Genomic DNA, 16399 nt, shown 5'->3' with positions numbered 1-16399 from the left:
CCACGCGGCAAAGCCGCATATCGATGCTTTCCCCTCCTCGCCCCTTCCCGCTACCAGGGGCCCCGCCCCTGGGCCCCGAGGTCTGGGGCGGAGCCCCCAGTTTCCGCCGGTTCCGGTTGCCGGGGCTTTGCTCCTGGGCCCCGGGGGTCTGGGGCAGAGCCTCGGTTTCTGCCGGTTCCCGTTGCCGGGGGCCTCGCCCCTGGATCCCGGGTTCTGGGGCGGGGCCCCGCCATGGGGCACAGCCGCGTATCGATGCTGTGGAAAGGGGCGGGACGGGGAGCAGCCTGCCGCCTGTGCCCATTGCCAGGGGCTTTGCCCCTGGGCGCGGGGCTGTGTCGATGTGCGGCTCCGCCGCGGGGCGAGACCGGCCAGACGGCGCCGCGGACGATCGACGGCAGCCATCGATATGCGGCCACGCCGCGTGGCAGAGTTCCGCCCCCGGACCTCGGGGTCCAGGGGCGGAGCCCCAGCCACGCTGCGGAGCGGCATATCGACGCTGCGGGATGGGGCGGGGAGGGGAGTAGCCCGCCGTAGGCGTCAGGACCCGCCGGACACCCCTAGCGCAACGGGCTCAGCCGGCCACCGTCCGCCAGCCGGGCCTTCAGGTCGGCGCGGGCACCCGCCTTCGCGGGGAGGGTCAGGCCGCGGCCGTGGGAGCGGCCCCGGACGCCGCCGGTGGCGACGATCCGGGTGACCTGACGGCTTCCGGCGGCCAGCAGATACCACTGGCCGGAGCGTGCCTTCCAGAGCACCCCCGCCAGCACCCGCGGCTCACGAGGGCCGCAGGCGGGGGAGTTGTCGGCGCTGGAGACGACCGCACCCGCCGCGCCCCGGCGGGTGCCCCACGGCTGGAACTGGGCCAGGACCTTGCTGCCCGTGTCCCGCCAGGTATCGGCGCGGGTGCACAGCCAGGCCGCGTGGCCGCCCGCCTCCGGCAGGGCCTGGGCGGCGAACCGCCAGGCGTTGACCGAGCGCACCCCCCGCCCGCGCATCATCGCCAGTCGGCACCCGGTCCTGGCCCAGCTCGCGCGGGCCGCCCGCCCCGCCACATCGCGCACACCGCCGCCGGGGGCGCCGGGGGTGCCGTAGGTGAGCCGGGCCGGGGCCAGTTCGCCCAGGTCGGCCACGAGCCGGGAGCCGAACTGCATCGCGGGCCAGCCACGGCAGGGCCGCAGCTGCGGAACGGTGCGCACCGGGTCGGTCACCCCGTGCCCGGTGCGGTGCAGCGGACGCGGCGCCCCGTTCGGGTGGAGCAGATCCCGTACCCAGGCATGGCGCACCCAAGGGGCTGTCAGATAGCGGACGTTGCCGTCCGTGCGGCTGAGTACCAGCGCGGTCGAGGTGGCCGCGTCGGCCGCGTCCAGCCGGGCGAAGTCCAGCGCGGCCGCACCGCCCTCGCCCGCCTCCGCGTACCGCGCCACCCGCAGCCCGTCGTACAGCAGCACCACCGTGGCCTGGTCCACCTCGCCCGCGAACAGCAGCTGCGGCGGCCCGGAGGGCGGCCCGGACTGCGTGCCCATGGTGGCCGACACCCGCACGGAGCGGCCCGGCCGCGCCCAGACGGCCAGCGCGCGGCGCAGCAGCGCGGTGTCCCGGACGCGGTCACCGCGCGCGGGCCAGGAGGAGAACCCGGCGCGGGACGCGGAGCGCCAGGCGTCGGGCGCGACCCGCGTCAACCGCGCCGGATTCAGGGCCCGTTCGGAGGAGGGATTACGGGCGTACGAGGGCGCGGCCGCACCGGTCGACCCCCAGCCCCGCCCCGGCACGCCCAGCAGCGTCCCGCACACCACCAGCGCCACCACGGCCACCAGCACCGCCCGCACATGCTGACGGCGGCGCATCAGATCGGTGGGCCGCGCCTGGAGCGAACACGGGTCGAACTCCGGGGACTCCAGCAGCGATCCGTCGCGGCTGCCGACCTGCTCCGGCACCGCATCCGCCTCGTCCAGCGCGGCCCGCGCGTCGGCGACCCCCGCGGCACGCAGCAGGGTGCGCGCCTCGTGCTCGCCGAGCCGCTCCAGCTCCCGCAGCACATACGCGGCGCGGCCGGGCCCGGACAGCTCGGACAGGGCTCGCTCCAGCGCGAGTTCATCGGCCCCGCCGGAGCGCGGGAACAGCCGCAGCCCGAACACCTGCGGCAGCGCCGGGGGCCGCTGCCACCAGCGCCGCGGCCGGGCGGCACGCAGCGCCAGGCGCAGCACCCGCAGCCGCACATAGGCATAGCCCGTGTCGGCCCCCGGCCCCTTCGTCCCGCGCTGCCAGGGCAGTTCGACATCGGGGTGCGGGTCCGGGCCCGTGCCGTAACCCCGGTTGCGGGGCAGTGCGCGCTGGGCGAGGGCATGCGCCGCGAGCACCCGGCGGGTGCGCCCGATGCCGGGCGGCAGGATGAGATACGCGAGCCGCACCAGCCGCGGATAGTGCTCGACGATGGCGGCCTCGGCCTGCTCGACGTCGATCAGGCCGGTGGTTTCGTCGTCGGGGGCGACTGTCGCCTGGTGCTGGTCCACGGTTCGTGAACGAGTGGCGGGCCGGGTTGGTCACCTCTACGGGGGTGTCCGCCGCGTGGCAGGGGGCTCCGCCCCTGGCCCCGGGCGTCGACGAGCCGACCGTCGCCGCCGTGAACACCGGCACCGGCGGGCTGATCGCGGTCAGCCCGCCGGCGCGGCGGATGACCGGGCGGACGCCCGCGCACATCCGGGTCGTCCGGCCGGGGTCTGGGGCGGAGCCCCACCACGCGGCGGAGCCGCATATCGATGCTGAGAGGAGGGGCGGGGAGGGCAGCAGCCCGCCGCAGGCATCATGATCCGCCGGACACCCCCTGAGCCCCGCCCCGCCACTGACGCCAACCCGCTACGGCGTACTGGTTTTCCAGCCGCTGAACTCGACCGTTCCGCGGGCCCCGGTGCCGCCGTTCGCCGCGGTCATGAAGATCCCGGCGTCCTGCACGGCCGTCGCGCCCGGTGCCGTCACGGTGGCCACCTTCCGCCAGGTCGCGCCGTCGTCGGTGGACAGCTCGCCGGTGTAGGAGGTGGCCGCGGTGCGGGTCAGCCGCAGCAGGACGGGCGCCTTGACGCCGGTGATCCGCTGGTAGGTGTCCAGCGTGCCGTCGCCGCCCGAGTCGTAGGACAGGACGACCCCGTTGGCCGGGGTGACGGAGAGGTTCACAAACCCCGGGGAGCCCGCCGTGGCGAGGTCGTTGCGGACGATGATCCCGGCCCGCGCCCAGGGCCCGGTGGCCGCCTGGGCGGTCACCTTCACGGTGATGGCCGTGCCCACCGTAAGGACGCCGTCGCGGTAGACGGAGCCGAATTCGGCGGTGCCCTTCCACAGGTCCTGGCCCGCGCCGTCGATCGCGAACCGCTCGTCGAGCTGGCCGAAGGCCGCACCGCTGTTGGTGACCGTCCGCAAGCCGTCCGCCAGCGGTCCGGCGATCCACAGCGTCCCGGTGCGCACGGCCCGCACCCGGTCCTCGCCCCGTGGCCCGTAGATGACGCCCAGCTCGTACGGCAGCGGCTTGAGCGGGTGCTCCAGCGGCTCGTCGGGCGCGGTCGCGCGCCAGCGGACCTCGCCCGTGCCGCCCGCGGGGACGCCGGGCAGCCGGGTCGGCCCGTCCGGGACCGGTTCCAGACCGGTCACGGTGAGGTCGAAGTCGACGCGGCCGGTGGGGCGCAGCCCGTTGACGTTGCGCAGGGCTGCGGTGAGGGACGCGGTGCCGCCGGGTGGCAGGGAGGCGGGCTCGGCGGTGACGGTCAGCGTGCCCTGGTACGGGGCCTTGGCCAGTGCCTCGTACACCCGCTGGGCGGTGCGGTGGGCGTCCGCCGTAGGCCGCACCGGATAGCTGGTGCGCTCCCGTGTCCACGGCTCCTCGACGGCGAACCAGTCGAAGGCGCGCGGGGGCCGGTTCTCCGACAGCGCGTCCTCCAGCTCGTCCAGATACGACTGCCACTGAGGGAGGTGGAAGTCGGCGATGAGGCCGCTCCAGTCGCGGTTGGCGTAGTTGGCCAGCCTGCCGCCGTCCGCCGTGGCGCGGTCCGCCCAGGTGGTGATGAGGGTGCGCGCGGCCCGCTCCAGCTGGGCCGACTCCTCCTCGCCCGACGCCATCCGCTTGGCGTCCTCGAGCCACGGGCCCAGCAGGAACCGCCGGTGGGCGCCGGTCATATCGTCGCTGAGCCGCATCAGCTTGAGCCACAGCCGGGCCAGCGTCCGGAAGGCCGTGCGGTCCTTACGGCCGTAGGCGTCCTGGAGCTGGGGGATCAGCTGCCAGGAGCGGTTGGCGAGCGCCTGCCGCGCGATATCGGTGAGGTCATGGCGGTAGGCGTCGCTGTCGCGCAGCCCGGCGCGTACGCCCAACAGCGCCGCGAAGGCCACGTCGAAGCCGGCCGGGTCGAAGGCGGGGGTGTGGGTCGCGTAGTTGGTGCCCGAACGGGCGGTCAGGGAAGGGCGGGCGGCGAAGACCGAGTCATGCGGGCGGCCGTCCTTGCTGCTGATCTCGTACGCGGTGTCGCGCAGCGCGGCGAACGCCTCCCGGGCCTTGGCGTCCCGCCCGCCGTAGCGCACATCGGCGTACGAGCGGAACCACTCGGCCCGGTCCACCGCCTCCTCCCGCCACGCCAACTCGCTGAACAGCTCGAACGCGGCCGGGTCCCGCTCGGCCGCCTCCGGCATATAGGCGGTGCCCACCAGTTTGCTGCCCGGCTTGTCGCGCCAGACGGTGAACCGCTGCGTCCACATATGGGTCTTGGCGCCGATCGTCGTGCGGCCGCCGAAGTTGGGGATGGTGCCGAACGCGTACGGCACCGCACCCCAGTCCTTCTCCCGGTCGGTGACGGTGTCCAGGTCCGACAGCCCGTCGACCACGAGCATCCGGTCGTGGTCGACGGCGTCCAGCAGATCGCGGCGGGGGTTCTCCTGCCAGCCGAGGATCACCCAGATGGCGTCGGGGCGGGCGGTCCGCAGCGCGGTCTCCACCGCGCGGGCGGCATCGGGCACCGGGACGTCGCCGGGATCGCCGCCCTCGTGCAGCAGATCCATCTTGAACAGCCCGGCCTCGCCGAACAGTTCGCGCTGATGGTGGTAGAAGGCCGCGGCCACCTTCCGGAACGACTCGGTGCGCGGATCGAGCCAGTCGGGCCGCCTGAGCCCGTTCCAGTCGCCCTGCGGCACCGTACGGGCTTCCGGGTTGCGGTCCGCGAAGCCGTCGGGAACGGTGCCGAAGTAGCCGGGGAACACCGGCCGCATACCCAGCTCCCGCAGCCGGTCGGCGATCCGCCGCCCCAGCTCGGTGCGCTTGGCCAGGAGCGCGGTGGACACCGGGCCGCCGTATTCGCTCATGTTCTGCAGCAGCCACCACGGCTGGTGGGAGGGGGCGGGGAGCCAGGTGCGCGCCTCGGTCTCGGTGTAGCCGAACTCCTGGAGCAGCCGGTGGTAGACGGCCTCCTGACCGGCGGTGACCAGCAGTTCGTTGCAGCCGTGCAGGGCCGCGACGTCGATCAGGTGCTCCCAGCGGTCCCAGTCGGCGAACGGCGCGGTGTAGCCGTCATGGGTGTCGTTGAACGCGAAACGGTGCGGGAGCGCGGTCGAGCGGGTGACGCGCTTGGCGGGCGCGGGCAGCTTCCCCGGCAGGTTCAGCTGATCGCCGGACCAGGTGATCTGGGCGTGGCAGGTGTACTTGAGGTACCAGTGCACCCCGGTGAGCAGCACCGCCGGGCTGGTCCCGGAGACCGTCAGCCGCCCCGGGGACCCGCCGACCTCGAACCGCTCCTCATCGCCCCGCTTCTCCAGCGCCACCAGCCGGAACTGATCGGCGTGTTCCGGCAGCAGCCGTCGCAGGGCGGCTCGCGCGGGAGCGGTGTCGAATCCGGTCACGGCGGTGTCCTGTGCGTCGTGCGGCTCATCGGCCACCGCGGGGATGCGGCTCCCCAGCGTGGCCCCGGCCCCGAGTGCTCCGGCGGTTCCGATCAGCGTGCGTCTGCTCAGGTCGCTCATGCGCCCCCCAACGGACAACGGCCAATGGGTCATATGGACAAGGCACTTAACCAGCGTTGTGGGGTGGGAGCAATGGGGCGCACGGGGAGGTGCCGGTTCCCGGGGCCGTGGACCATCAGCCTCGGTCGAGGTAGGCCAGCACCGCCAGCACCCGGCGGTTGTTGTCGTCCGACGGCGGCAGACCGAGCTTTCCGAAGATATTGGAGGTGTGCTTGGCCACCGCCCGCTCGGTGACGAAAAGCTGCGCCGCGATCGCCGTATTCGACCGCCCCTCCGCCATCAGCTCCATCACCTCGAGCTCCCGCGGCGTCAGCCGCCCCAGCGGCTTGTCCTGGGCGCGCCGGTCCAGGAGCTGCGAGATCACCTGCGGATCCATCGCCGTGCCCCCCGCGGCGACCCGCCGCACCGCGTCGATGAACTGATCGGCGTCGAAGACCCGGTCCTTGAGCAGATATCCGATGCCCCCACTGCCGTCCGCGAGCAGCTCCCGCGCGTAGAGCTGCTCCACATGCTGCGACAGCACCAGCACCGGCAGCGCCGGCCGCGCCCGCCGCGCCGCCAGCGCGCACTGCAGCCCCTCGTCGCTGAACGACGGCGGCAGCCGCACATCCACCACCGCCACATCCGGATCCAGCTCGGCCAGCGCCTTGCTCAGCTCGGGCCCGCTCTCCACCGCGGCCACGACCTCGAAGTCGTACGCCTCCAGCATCCGCACCAGCCCGTCCCGCAGGAGGAAGAGGTCTTCGGCGAGGACAACGCGCACGGCGGCTCCAAGACTTCGTCGGGCCCCTGGGGTGGGGGACGTGACCGAATCCGACGAATGTACCGCTGTGCGGTGAGCGGGAGGGGATCAGTGGCCCGGGCGGTCGAGGGCGCCGGTTTCCATGGTGCGGAGGAGTGCGCGGAGGGCGGTGGGGGTGGTGGTTATGACGGTGTGGGGGTCGTCGCTTTCCCGGAGGTGGGGGGTGCCGGTGGGGTCGGTGGCGACCTCGAGGCAGTTGACGGCTCCTCCTTCGCTGAAGCTTGACTTCCGCCATATCAGCCGAGACACCGATGCCTCTCCTGGAGCAAGGGATACAGGATGCGCTGGATCAGCCCCAGCGAGTCCTTGGCGATGCGGGTCTCTGGTGCCGCCGGGGCGTCGATGGGGGCCAGCGCCATGGCTTCCAACCTAGCGAAGTGCTCGTCGTATCTGGCGACGGAGGCCGCGTCTTCCAGGTACGGCAAGGCGGTGTGGTTCGCCCTCGCGCCGCCGAAGCCCGAGGAGCAGCACGGCTGAGCGTAAGGGGAGGGCCTCCGCGCGGGGCGGCCCTGTGGGTTGGGCGCCCCGCGCGGGGAACCGTTCTGCCGCCTTCCGCGTAATGTCCTCTTGACGTGCTGCTGGCTGGTGGCGGGCGAACGAAGGGGGAGCCGGTGCTGGGTCGGATGCGGGTGATGGTGGGCGTGGCGGTGTCGCTTTCGGTGGCGCTGGTGGCGTGCGGGCCGGAGAAGGAGAAGGAGAAGGAGTGGACGGGGGCGGAGCCTTCTAAGGGGTCCGCGGCCGAGGCCGCGCGGTTCGCGCCGTTGGTGCGGCTGGCCAAGGGGGAGTCGCTGTTGCCGATGGACGCGACGCGGTTCATCGGGCGGTCCGCGCTGCGCTTCGACCACGACGGCTTCTGCCGTGACGAGGGACCGGTGGCCGATCCGCCCGACCCGCGGCGGTTGGGGAGTAAGGACAGTCCCTACAAGCACGCGGACGTGCAGCCGGGGAAGTCCTCGTCCAAGCCGGTGTCCTGCCCCGGACACGGGGACAAGTGGCACACCTCGACCGAGGCCGACGGCGGTTTCTATCTCGACCCGCCGAAGGAGGTGCGGAAGGGCGAGGGCACTGACGCGCCGGTCTACTGGGAGTACCACAACCACAAGACCGACACGGAGCGCGCGGCGTACGTCTACTGGTTCTTCTACGCCTACAACAACCTGACTCCGGGCAACCGGCACGAGGGCGACTGGGAGCGCGTCGCGGTCCAGTTGCACGACGGCAAGCCGGAGGCGGTGACGTTCGCGAAGCACGGCAAGGATACGTGCAGCGTGAAGTGGTCGGAACTGGATCCGCAGGACGGGCATCCGACGGTGTACTCGGCGCGTGGTTCACACGGCTCCTATCCGACCGATAAGAACCAGTGGGTGAACGGCACCCTCGATCGGCCCTCGAAGGGCGGCGCCGAGTGGCGCACTTGGGAGCACGCCCGCCCTGTCAACCGCGAGCCCTGGTGGGGGTACGCCGGGTGGTGGGGGTCGCAGCAGCATGTGAGCGGATTCAACGGGCCGATGGGCCCGCGCCCGGGGCGTCTGCTGTCGGGCATCTTCACCAACGACAGTTGCGGGCCCGCCGACAAGCCGCCGACGGATCCGCCCAAGGACCAGCCCACGGACCAGCCCACGGACCAGCCCACAGAACAGCCCACAGAACAGCCCACGGACCAGGCCGCGCCCAGGACGAAGGAAGGGGCGATCCAGCGGTACGAGGAGTATCTGCACGCCGTGGGCCGGGAGGACATCAAGACGGTCTGCGAGGTGGCCGGGCCCGCGGCGAAGCAGGCGGAGGACCAGGGGTTCGGTCCGTGCACGTCCACGTTCCTCGTCACGTTCCAGATGATCTCGCCTACGCAGAAGAAGGCTCTGCAGACCGCGACGGTCGACCCGCAGAAGGTCGTCGTACGAAGCCCCGCCAAGATCGACATTCCGGCCGATGCGGTCAAGGCCTCCGTCACCTTCTCCGAAAACGAGATCGGGACCAGCACCCTGGAGTACATGAAGGACGACTGGTACATCACTGACTGAGCGCGCGCGGCGCGGTGGAGTGTCAGCGGTGGCCCAGGACGTCGTCCACCTCGACGCTGAGGTCGGGCGAGACCGGTGCGGTCTTGTCGCTCGTCATAAAGCTGACCTGGGCCGCCGGGGTGGTGGGGGAGGCGAGGGTCATGATCCAGCCGTGGTTCATGACCTCCTCGAAGCCCAGCCGGCCGTAGAAGTCCCGGTTCTGCTCCATCTCCCCGTCCTCGGAGTGGACGATCGGCATCACGCGACGGATGTTCGTCGACAGCTCCCCTCTTCTGACCGACGACTTCACGCGGTGCCGGCCGCCCGCCTCGTTTTTCGCGTAGTGGGGGAGCAGCAGGAGACCCAGCCGACGGTGGCCAGAACCGCCCAGCCGAGGGCGTCACGGCGGGACGTGCGGGCGGAGAGCAGGGCGGCGGCCGTCAGGGCGAGGGCGCAGCCAGCTCGTCAGGGCGCCGTCCCGCGCGCCGCCGCGCGGTAGTGGTCGCGTATGTCCTGGCGCAGCAGCGCGCCGAACCTCGCGTGCTCCACACGGGAGGCGAGCTGGTCGCGGCTCAGCGGCAGGAAACGGGACAGGGCGAAAGGCCCCATCGTGCGGACGCGCTGGAGGGAGTACGACTCGTCGAGCAGCCCGCCTGCCGTGGTGTGGTCGTGGAACTCCGCCCACTCCCGCTGATGCCGGGCGGCCTCCGCCCGCAGCTCGGCCAGCGAGCCCACCGCGCCGTCGCGGATCCGGGCCCGGAACTCCGGGACCGAGCCGTACAGCGCGGTGTAGTGGTGGATCAGCTCCCCGAAAAGGTCCGGGACCAGTGAGGGGTGCAGGGCGCGGTAGTCGTCGGGGTGCGGCACCACGAAGGCGGCCGTGAGGGCGTCGGCCGCGTAGACCATGACCCCGCACTGGCCGGGGCGGATCTCGAAGACCCGCAGCGCGTCGCGCAGCCCCTCCACCTCGGCCCCGAGATGCGCCTGCTCGACCCTCGGGGACAGACCCCGGCTGACCGCCCGGTGGGACCACTCCTCCCACACCACCGCGGGGCCGCCGAAGTGCAGCGCCAAACAGCCCTCCAGGGCCAGGTGGAGAGGCAGGAAGCGCACCCGGTTCTTGTCGACGCGGCGGGTCATCCGGCGGTGGAGGCGCAGCGGAACGCACGCGGGGCGCGGCCCGTCGGCGTCCTGCCGCAGCCGGGTGCCGTAGGAGGACACGGGGGTGCCGTCGTCGGTCCAGTTCGCCACGTAACCGTGCGGGATGTACGAGCAGTACGCGGTGCGCCGGTCGACCGCCACGGCCGCGAAGTCATTTCGCCGTACAGCCGGTCGTCCAGGCGCAGATCGGTGATCGGCTCCTCCCGCACCAGCGGTACAAGACGAATCGCGCCCCACACCTGGTAGGGCAGCGCGGTCAGGCCGGTGAGCGCCACGAGCGTCCTGTCCTGCTTCATCCCTCCACTTCCAGGAACCGTCGTACGCGGGCGTCCATATGAGTCCACAGCTCGGCCGCGCGGGTGCGGCCCTCCGCGAACTGGGCGAGCTCCACCAGGGCCGGAAGGTCCTCCGCGTCCCGCACCCCCACGGTCGGCACCTCCCGCGCCAGCCGCCGTACGTCGAAGTCCTCCACGTCGTACCCGGGTTGAGGCGGACCACACTGGTGCGGCCCTGGGGGTCCAGGCGGGTGTGCCATATCCGCAGCACCTCGCCGGCCAGGCCGGGCGGCGCGTCCCGCCGCCGGATTTCCCCCGGCGGCGGGTCATCTGGCGGCGCCCTGCGCCGAGAGGGCGCAGGGGATCTCCATCGTCACCATGGTGGGCCCGCCGGTCGGACTGCTGACCGCGAGGACCCCGTCGAAGGTGCCCAGGCGCCGCTCGACGCCGCTCAGCCCGCCCTCCGGGGTGATCCGGGCGCCGCCGCGGCCGTCGTCGGTCACGGTGATGCGCAGCATGCCGTCCTGGTGGTGGATGTCCAGCCACATCCGCGAGGCGCCCGCGTGCTTGGCCGCGTTGGTCAGCGCCTCGCTGACCGCGAAGTACGCCGCCGACTCGACCGGTTCGTCGGGGCGGCCGGTAAGGTCCACGTCCACCTCCACGGGCACCGCCATCCGCAGCGCCAGCGCACGCACCGCGTCCCCCAGGCCGCGCTCGGCCAGTACGGGCGGATGGATGCCGCGGACCAGGTCGCGCAGCTCGGCCAGGGCCTCGGCGGAGTTCGTACGGGCCGCGGCGAGCAACTCCTTGGCCTTGGCCGGGTCCTTCTCGATCAGGGCCTCCACGGTGCCCAGGCTCATGCCCATGGCGACGAGCCGGGCCTGGGCGCCGTCGTGCAGATCGCGCTCGATGCGGCGCAGTTCGGCGGCGGAGGTGTCCACGGCGTCGTGCCGGGTCTCGGTGAGCCGCCGCACCCGCTGCTCGAGCGCCATGTGCGGGGTCGGGTCCAGGAAGGAGCGGGCCAGCAGGAAGTGGCCGCGCAGCAGGAGGGGGGAGAGGGCCGAGCCGAGGGCCATGAAGCCGACGCCGACCGGGACGGCCAGCAGGGCGGTGCCCAGCGAGTCGATGGGCAGGAACGCGTACCAGTAGGTGCCGCCCGCGTCCACGATCGGCTCCCACACCCCGGCGGCCAGCACGAACCCCTCGAGCCCGTACGGCATGAAAGCGAAGGCCAGCAGCGCGATGGCGTACCCGGCCGTCATGTCGACCTGAAGCCACAGCAGATCGCGCCAGGTCGCCGGGTCCTTCAGCAGGAAGGTGCACAGCTCCACCTGGCCGGTGACCCCGGAGCGCCGGTCGGCCGGCAGCGGGCGGTACGGCAGCTGGATCCGCACATCGGCCCAGGCGGCGGCCAGCAGTCGGCGCCGATTGGCGTGCGCCCGCACCGCGCGGATCAGGGGAGGGGTGGTGAACACCCCGATGCCCAGCGGGATGAAGCTGATCGACACGATCGTCAGCACGGACAGGGCGATCGACACCAGCGCGAGCCAGGAGACGGCGAACCCCCGTGCACAGGCCGTCAGCGCTCCACGTGCCTTCATCCGGCTTCCCCCTCGCTGGTCGGAACGTCATGCCCGCACCGGCGGGCTTCCTCAGTGTGTCAGCGGCCCGCCGCCCGGACACGGGGGCCGGACACCGTCCCGGGGTGTACCTGGCACCACCTCCCCGCATCGCCCTATGGCTCGGCGACTGGGTGGCTGCCCGGCTGGGGCGCGGACCTGCGGCTTTCTAGCGTCGTGGCATGACCTGTTCCGTCCGTACCTCACGGGGAGAGACGCCATGAGCGCAACGAGGAAGGGCCTGGCCGTGCGGCTGGGTGGGTGGAGCACTCGCCACCGCAAGACCGCGATCACCGGATGGCTGCTGTTCGTCGTGGTCGTCGCCGTGGTCGGCGGAATGTCAGGCTCCCGGCAGATGACCAATTCCGAGAACGGTACGGGCGATTCCGCACGTGCGGAGAAGATCCTGGAGGACGCGGGCCTCCAGACCCCGGCCGGGGAGATGGTGATGCTGCGCGGCGATCGCCCGGACGGCTGGCGGGACGCGGCCCGCGACCTTACGGCGCGACTGGAGCGGACGGGTGAGGCGGTGCGCGTCCAGCCCCCGGTGCGCTCGGAGAGCGGACGGGAGGCCCTGATCAGCTTTGAGATGAAGGGCGACCCGGACACCGCCGGGAAGCGGGTGGAGCCGGTCGTCGAGGCGGTGAAGAAGACCGAGTCGGCCCATCGGGGCATCGTGGTCTACGAGTTCGGCGACGCCACCGCCCAGCACCGGCTCGACGACATGCTCACCAATGACTTCAAGAAGGCCGAGCTGACCGCCGTACCGCTGGCGCTGGGCATTCTGCTGGTGGTCTTCGGGGCGCTGGTCGCCGCGCTGCTGCCGGTGCTGCTCGCGGTGACCGCCTGCGTCGGCACCTTCGGACTGCTCGCCCTGGTCAGCCACAAGCTGCCCATGTTCGACTCCACCACCTCGGTGATGTTCCTGGTGGGCCTGGCCGTCGGCGTCGACTACTCGCTGTTCTACCTGCGACGGGAGCGCGATGAGCGGGCCGCGGGCCGGGACGCCGGGACCGCGCTGCGGATCGCCGCCGCCACCAGCGGCCGGGCGGTGCTGATCTCCGGGGTCACGGTCATGCTGGCGATGTCCGGGATGTTCCTGTCCGGGCTGCTGCTGTTCCACGGCTTCGCGGTCGCCACCATCCTGGTCGTCCTGATGGCCATGCTCGGCTCGGTGACCGTGCTGCCCGCGATGCTGTCCTGGCTGGGCGACCGGATCGACGCCGGGCGGGTGCCGCTGCTCAACCGCCGCCGGAAGAAGGGCGTGCACACCAGCGGTGGTGTCACCGTCAGGCTGATGCGGCCGGTCCTGGCCAAGCCGAAGCTGTTCGCCGTCGTATCGGGCGCGCTGCTGCTGGTGCTGTCCGCGCCCGCCCTCGGGATGAAGACCGAACAGCTCGGCATGGACAAGCAGTTCGGCTCCGACGCCCCGATCACCGTGGCGTACCAGGAGATCACCGGCTCCTTCCCCGGCGGCCCCGCCCCGGCCGAGGTGGTGCTGCGCTCCGACGAGATCGCCTCGCCCCGCTTCGAGGCGGCCGTGGCGGACTTCAAGAAGGAACTCGCCGCGTCCGGGCGGTTCGGCAGGACGGTCGACGTCGAGGCGCACCGTACGAAGGGGGTGGCCCGGATCGAGGTGCCGCTGGCCGGGAACGGTCAGGACGCCACCTCCCGGCACGCCCTGGACACCCTCCGGGACGATCTGGTGCCGAAGATCCTCGGGCCGGTATCCGATCAGGTGTATGTGAGCGGTGAGCTCGCCGGGAGCCGCGACTTCAACGACCAGCTGAAGACCGACATCGCACCGGTCTTCCTCTTCATCGCCGCCGTGACCTTCGTTCTGATGCTGCTCTGCTTCCGGTCGTTGCCGATCGCCCTCGTCTCGATCCTGCTCAACCTGCTGTCGGTGGGCGCCGCGTACGGCACGATGACCGCCGTCTTCCAGCACGGCTGGGGCGCGGAGCTGCTGGGGATGGAGCCGGCCGGGGCGATCGAGTCGTGGATGCCGCTGTTCGTCCTCGTCATCCTCTTCGGGCTGTCGATGGACTACCACGTCTTCGTGGTCTCGCGGATCCGGGAGGCACATGAACGGGGCCTCGCCACCCGGGACGCGATCCGCGAGGGCATCCGGACGACGGCGGGCTCGGTCACCGGGGCGGCCACCATCATGGTCGCCGTGTTCGCGGTCTTCGCGCTGCTGCGGATGCAGGACATGCAGCAGATGGGCGTCGGGCTCGCGGTCGCGGTGCTGGTGGACGCCACGCTGGTGCGGATGGTGCTGCTGCCCTCGGTGATGGCGCTGCTGGGGGAGCGCAACTGGTATCTGCCGCGCGCCCTGCGGTGGCTGCCGAGCCTCGACCACGGCGAGGAGCCGGTGGAGCGGCCGCGGCCGCCGCTGGTGGGGGCGGGCCGCTGAGGCGCGGGTCCAACTCAGGCCGCACGCGCACCGTGCGCTCGCGCCCGCCGTGCCGGACAGGCTCCTGGCCTGCCCGGCACGGCGGGCGTCATGGGTGCACGGATGCGGTCAGACGGTGGGCACGTACTTGTACCCCACCCGCCGCACCGTCACGATCGTCCCCCGGTGCTCGGGGCCCATCTTGCGCCGCAGCCGGGCCACATGGACATCGACGGTCCGGCCGTCGCCGACATGGCCGTACCCCCACACCGTGGTCACCAGCTGATCGCGGGAGTGCACCCGGTGCGGATGGGCGACGAGATGGCTCAGCAGCTCGAACTCGAGATAGGTCAGGTCCAGCGGCCGCCCCGCGACCTCGGCGGTCCGATGGTCGGGGTCGATCCGGATGAGCTCGTCACCCATCCCGCCCGTTTCGCCCGTCACGGCCGGTATTCCCTCCGGGGGCGGCCCCGCCGCCTCGGGCCGCTGCCGGTCGGCCGGGACCAGCACGAGATAGCCGACCATCGGCGGGTGGCCGGGGAGCATGGGCAGGGTGTGCGGGGGAGCGGGCAGCCAGGTGGCACCGGGGTGCAGCAGATCGGCGACCGGCGGCACCTCGTCCGGTGCGACGGCTCGCAGCCGCTGGCGGTTGGCCGGGACGGACGTTGCGGACGCCGCGGACGGGGCGGCGGGAGCGGAGGCGGACGACAGGCCACGGAGGTTCGTCATGAGGTCAGCTCTTTCGCGCGAGAAGGCGTCAGTGGACGTCGTGCGCGCGGGCTGGGCGGCCGGGCGGAGAGGTCAGCGGCCGAGCGAGCGGGCCCGCGCATCGGATGCGCGGCAACACTCGCGGTCGAAGTGGTGCGCCTGCCGGGACGGCCAGAACGGCTCGAGGTCGTAACGACCCGTCGCGATGTCACGGAGGCTGGCCATGGGCCTATTGAAGCAGATACCAGGGGTGGGACTGAAGCGGATACCGGGCCCGGGGCGCTCGGCCCTGGGGCGGGAGCAGATGCGACGATGCCCGCGTAAGAGGCCCCACGTGGCAGCGCCACCGGCCGCCGCGTACCCCGTGAGGAGCGCAAGCCCATGCCGCATATCGTCGTCGAATACTCCGACACCCTGACCGACGCGTTCGACCGCCCCGGCTTCGGTGCCGCCCTGCACCCGGTGGTCGCCAAGACCGTCGACACGGCGGTGGCGGGCTGCAAGACCCGTTTCCGGCGGATAGAGGAGGCCCATCTCGCGGACGGCGCCCCGGACCTCGCCATGATCCATATCGAGGTGTCCATCCTGTCCGGGCGCGACGCCGGGACGAAGCGGGAGCTGTCCGCCGCCGTGCTGGAGGTGGCTCGCGCCCATGTGTCGCCCGTGCCGGGGCTGACCGTACAGACCACCGTCGATGTCCGCGATCTCGACCGTGACTGCTACGAGAAGCACGAGGCGGTCCATCCGGCCTGACGCCCCCCTGCCTCCCGTGCGCATGTCGTACGGCGGCCGACCGCGAACTATACGTCATTTGATGCGAATCCGACATCTACCTATATACCAAGGCGAGGCGCACAATGGGGGTGCGGTGTTTTACCGCACTGCGCGGTCAGACTTGCATGGATCGAAGGAGGCGAGTCGAATGGCCGACGTCTCACGTGCAAAAGGTGATCTCACGGGCCACCCCGACGTGTCCGAGATGCGGGAGCGCTACGCGCGCATGATGGACGCTCGGGATGTTGTCTTCCTCGACGGGCCGGTACTTCTCGCCGGTTTGTACTTCGCCATCTCTCCCTGGGTAGTGCACTTCTCGGGCACCAACCCCAACCTCATGGTCAACAACCTCGTCCTCGGTATCACGATCGCCCTGCTGGGCATCGGCCTCACCACGGCGCCGAGGAGGATGTACAGCCTGTGCTGGGCCATGTCCGCGATCGGTGTATGGATGATCATCTCCCCCTGGGTCGTCGCCCGGGGTCCCGATGCCGGAGTGATCGCGAACAATGTCGTCGTGGGTGCCATCACCTGCCTGTTCGGCCTGATCGCAGCCGGCATGGTGATGCGGAAGGGCAGGGAGACCTGACCGGACGCTGAACCACTGAACCGTCTGCGCATCGGCGAAGGCCGTCTGTCGCACGCCTTACGGGGGTCGTGCGGTGGACGGCCTTCGCGCG

The 16399-nt window shown here is 72.0% G+C and carries 13 protein-coding genes and 4 pseudogenes; 5 read left to right on the top strand and 12 right to left on the bottom strand.

The genetic code is table 11. The features are described 5' to 3' along the window. Positions 1 to 557: 557 nt before the first annotated feature. Positions 558 to 2507 carry a hypothetical protein gene (locus ACFYOY_RS11430; protein ID WP_388586188.1) on the bottom strand — a complete coding sequence of 650 codons (1950 nt, stop codon included), beginning with the start codon at positions 2505 to 2507 and terminating at the stop codon, positions 558 to 560. 86 nt (positions 2508 to 2593) lie between these two features. Here ACFYOY_RS11430 and ACFYOY_RS11425 point away from each other — a divergent pair. After that, a pseudogene (locus ACFYOY_RS11425) lies at positions 2594 to 2719 on the top strand (rod shape-determining protein); the annotation flags it as partial. 131 nt (positions 2720 to 2850) lie between these two features. On the opposite strand, the gene ACFYOY_RS11420 reads toward ACFYOY_RS11425, so the two are convergent. The 4 genes from ACFYOY_RS11420 to ACFYOY_RS11405 all read right to left on the bottom strand — a co-directional run bounded on the left by ACFYOY_RS11420 (position 2851) and on the right by ACFYOY_RS11405 (position 7146). Continuing rightward, positions 2851 to 5985 carry an alpha-N-acetylglucosaminidase TIM-barrel domain-containing protein gene (locus ACFYOY_RS11420; protein WP_388586185.1) on the bottom strand — a complete coding sequence of 1045 codons (3135 nt, stop codon included), beginning with the start codon at positions 5983 to 5985 and terminating at the stop codon, positions 2851 to 2853. Positions 5986 to 6100: 115 nt separating this feature from the next. Continuing rightward, complete coding sequence (locus ACFYOY_RS11415; protein ID WP_351899220.1) at positions 6101 to 6748, bottom strand: response regulator transcription factor; 648 nt, start codon at positions 6746 to 6748, stop codon at positions 6101 to 6103. An 87-nt stretch (positions 6749 to 6835) separates the two neighbouring features. Then, complete coding sequence (locus ACFYOY_RS11410; RefSeq protein WP_351899225.1) at positions 6836 to 7036, bottom strand: DUF397 domain-containing protein; 201 nt, start codon at positions 7034 to 7036, stop codon at positions 6836 to 6838. Beyond that, positions 7024 to 7146: a hypothetical protein gene (locus ACFYOY_RS11405; RefSeq protein ID WP_351899231.1), complete on the bottom strand. Its 123-nt coding sequence runs from the start codon at positions 7144 to 7146 to the stop codon at positions 7024 to 7026. Before ACFYOY_RS11405 ends, ACFYOY_RS11410 begins: the two co-directional genes overlap by 13 nt. 252 nt (positions 7147 to 7398) lie before the next feature. Here ACFYOY_RS11405 and ACFYOY_RS11400 point away from each other — a divergent pair, with 252 nt between their 5' ends. Then, positions 7399 to 8808 carry a hypothetical protein gene (locus tag ACFYOY_RS11400; protein ID WP_388586182.1) on the top strand — a complete coding sequence of 470 codons (1410 nt, stop codon included), beginning with the start codon at positions 7399 to 7401 and terminating at the stop codon, positions 8806 to 8808. 37 nt (positions 8809 to 8845) lie between these two features. On the opposite strand, the pseudogene ACFYOY_RS11395 reads toward ACFYOY_RS11400, so the two are convergent. The 5 genes and pseudogenes from ACFYOY_RS11395 to ACFYOY_RS11375 form a co-directional block, all read right to left on the bottom strand. Then, positions 8846 to 9046, bottom strand: a pseudogene (locus ACFYOY_RS11395) (glyoxalase); the annotation flags it as partial. Positions 9047 to 9252: 206 nt separating this feature from the next. Further along, positions 9253 to 10089, bottom strand: a complete 837-nt coding sequence (locus ACFYOY_RS11390; RefSeq protein ID WP_388586180.1) for a hypothetical protein — start codon at positions 10087 to 10089, stop codon at positions 9253 to 9255. A 74-nt stretch (positions 10090 to 10163) separates the two neighbouring features. Next, positions 10164 to 10244, bottom strand: a pseudogene (locus ACFYOY_RS11385) (hypothetical protein); the annotation flags it as partial. Next, positions 10241 to 10521 (bottom strand): annotated as a pseudogene (locus tag ACFYOY_RS11380) (hypothetical protein); the annotation flags it as partial. The pseudogenes ACFYOY_RS11385 and ACFYOY_RS11380, both read right to left, overlap by 4 nt. A gap of 28 nt (positions 10522 to 10549) precedes the next feature. Continuing rightward, positions 10550 to 11824: a sensor histidine kinase gene (locus tag ACFYOY_RS11375; RefSeq protein WP_388586177.1), complete on the bottom strand. Its 1275-nt coding sequence runs from the start codon at positions 11822 to 11824 to the stop codon at positions 10550 to 10552. A gap of 238 nt (positions 11825 to 12062) precedes the next feature. Here ACFYOY_RS11375 and ACFYOY_RS11370 point away from each other — a divergent pair, with 238 nt between their 5' ends. Next, positions 12063 to 14258, top strand: a complete 2196-nt coding sequence (locus tag ACFYOY_RS11370; protein ID WP_351899255.1) for an MMPL family transporter — start codon at positions 12063 to 12065, stop codon at positions 14256 to 14258. A gap of 108 nt (positions 14259 to 14366) precedes the next feature. On the opposite strand, the gene ACFYOY_RS11365 is transcribed toward ACFYOY_RS11370, so the two are convergent. Both ACFYOY_RS11365 and ACFYOY_RS11360 read right to left on the bottom strand, forming a co-directional pair. Continuing rightward, the gene (locus ACFYOY_RS11365; protein WP_351899261.1) at positions 14367 to 14966 is read right to left on the bottom strand and encodes a winged helix-turn-helix domain-containing protein; all 600 of its coding nucleotides are present in this window, start codon (positions 14964 to 14966) and stop codon (positions 14367 to 14369) included. A gap of 72 nt (positions 14967 to 15038) precedes the next feature. Next, complete coding sequence (locus ACFYOY_RS11360; protein ID WP_269146383.1) at positions 15039 to 15170, bottom strand: hypothetical protein; 132 nt, start codon at positions 15168 to 15170, stop codon at positions 15039 to 15041. Positions 15171 to 15326: 156 nt separating this feature from the next. On the opposite strand from ACFYOY_RS11360, the gene ACFYOY_RS11355 reads away from it, so the two are divergent. Together ACFYOY_RS11355 and ACFYOY_RS11350 are read left to right on the top strand one after the other, a co-directional pair. Further along, entirely contained in the window at positions 15327 to 15698 is a 372-nt protein-coding gene (locus tag ACFYOY_RS11355; protein WP_351899270.1) for a 5-carboxymethyl-2-hydroxymuconate Delta-isomerase, read from the top strand. Between the two features lie 169 nt (positions 15699 to 15867). Continuing rightward, a complete protein-coding gene (locus ACFYOY_RS11350) occupies positions 15868 to 16308 on the top strand; it encodes an SPW repeat protein (protein ID WP_351899275.1) in 441 nt (146 codons plus the stop codon). Positions 16309 to 16399: the final 91 nt, after the last annotated feature.

This window comes from Streptomyces sp. NPDC007875 (assembly GCF_042868035.1).
Taxonomy (GTDB): Bacteria; Actinomycetota; Actinomycetes; order Streptomycetales; family Streptomycetaceae; genus Streptomyces; species Streptomyces antimycoticus.
Note: the sequence above shows the minus strand (reverse complement) of the source record. Positions and strands in the feature narration are given on the sequence as shown.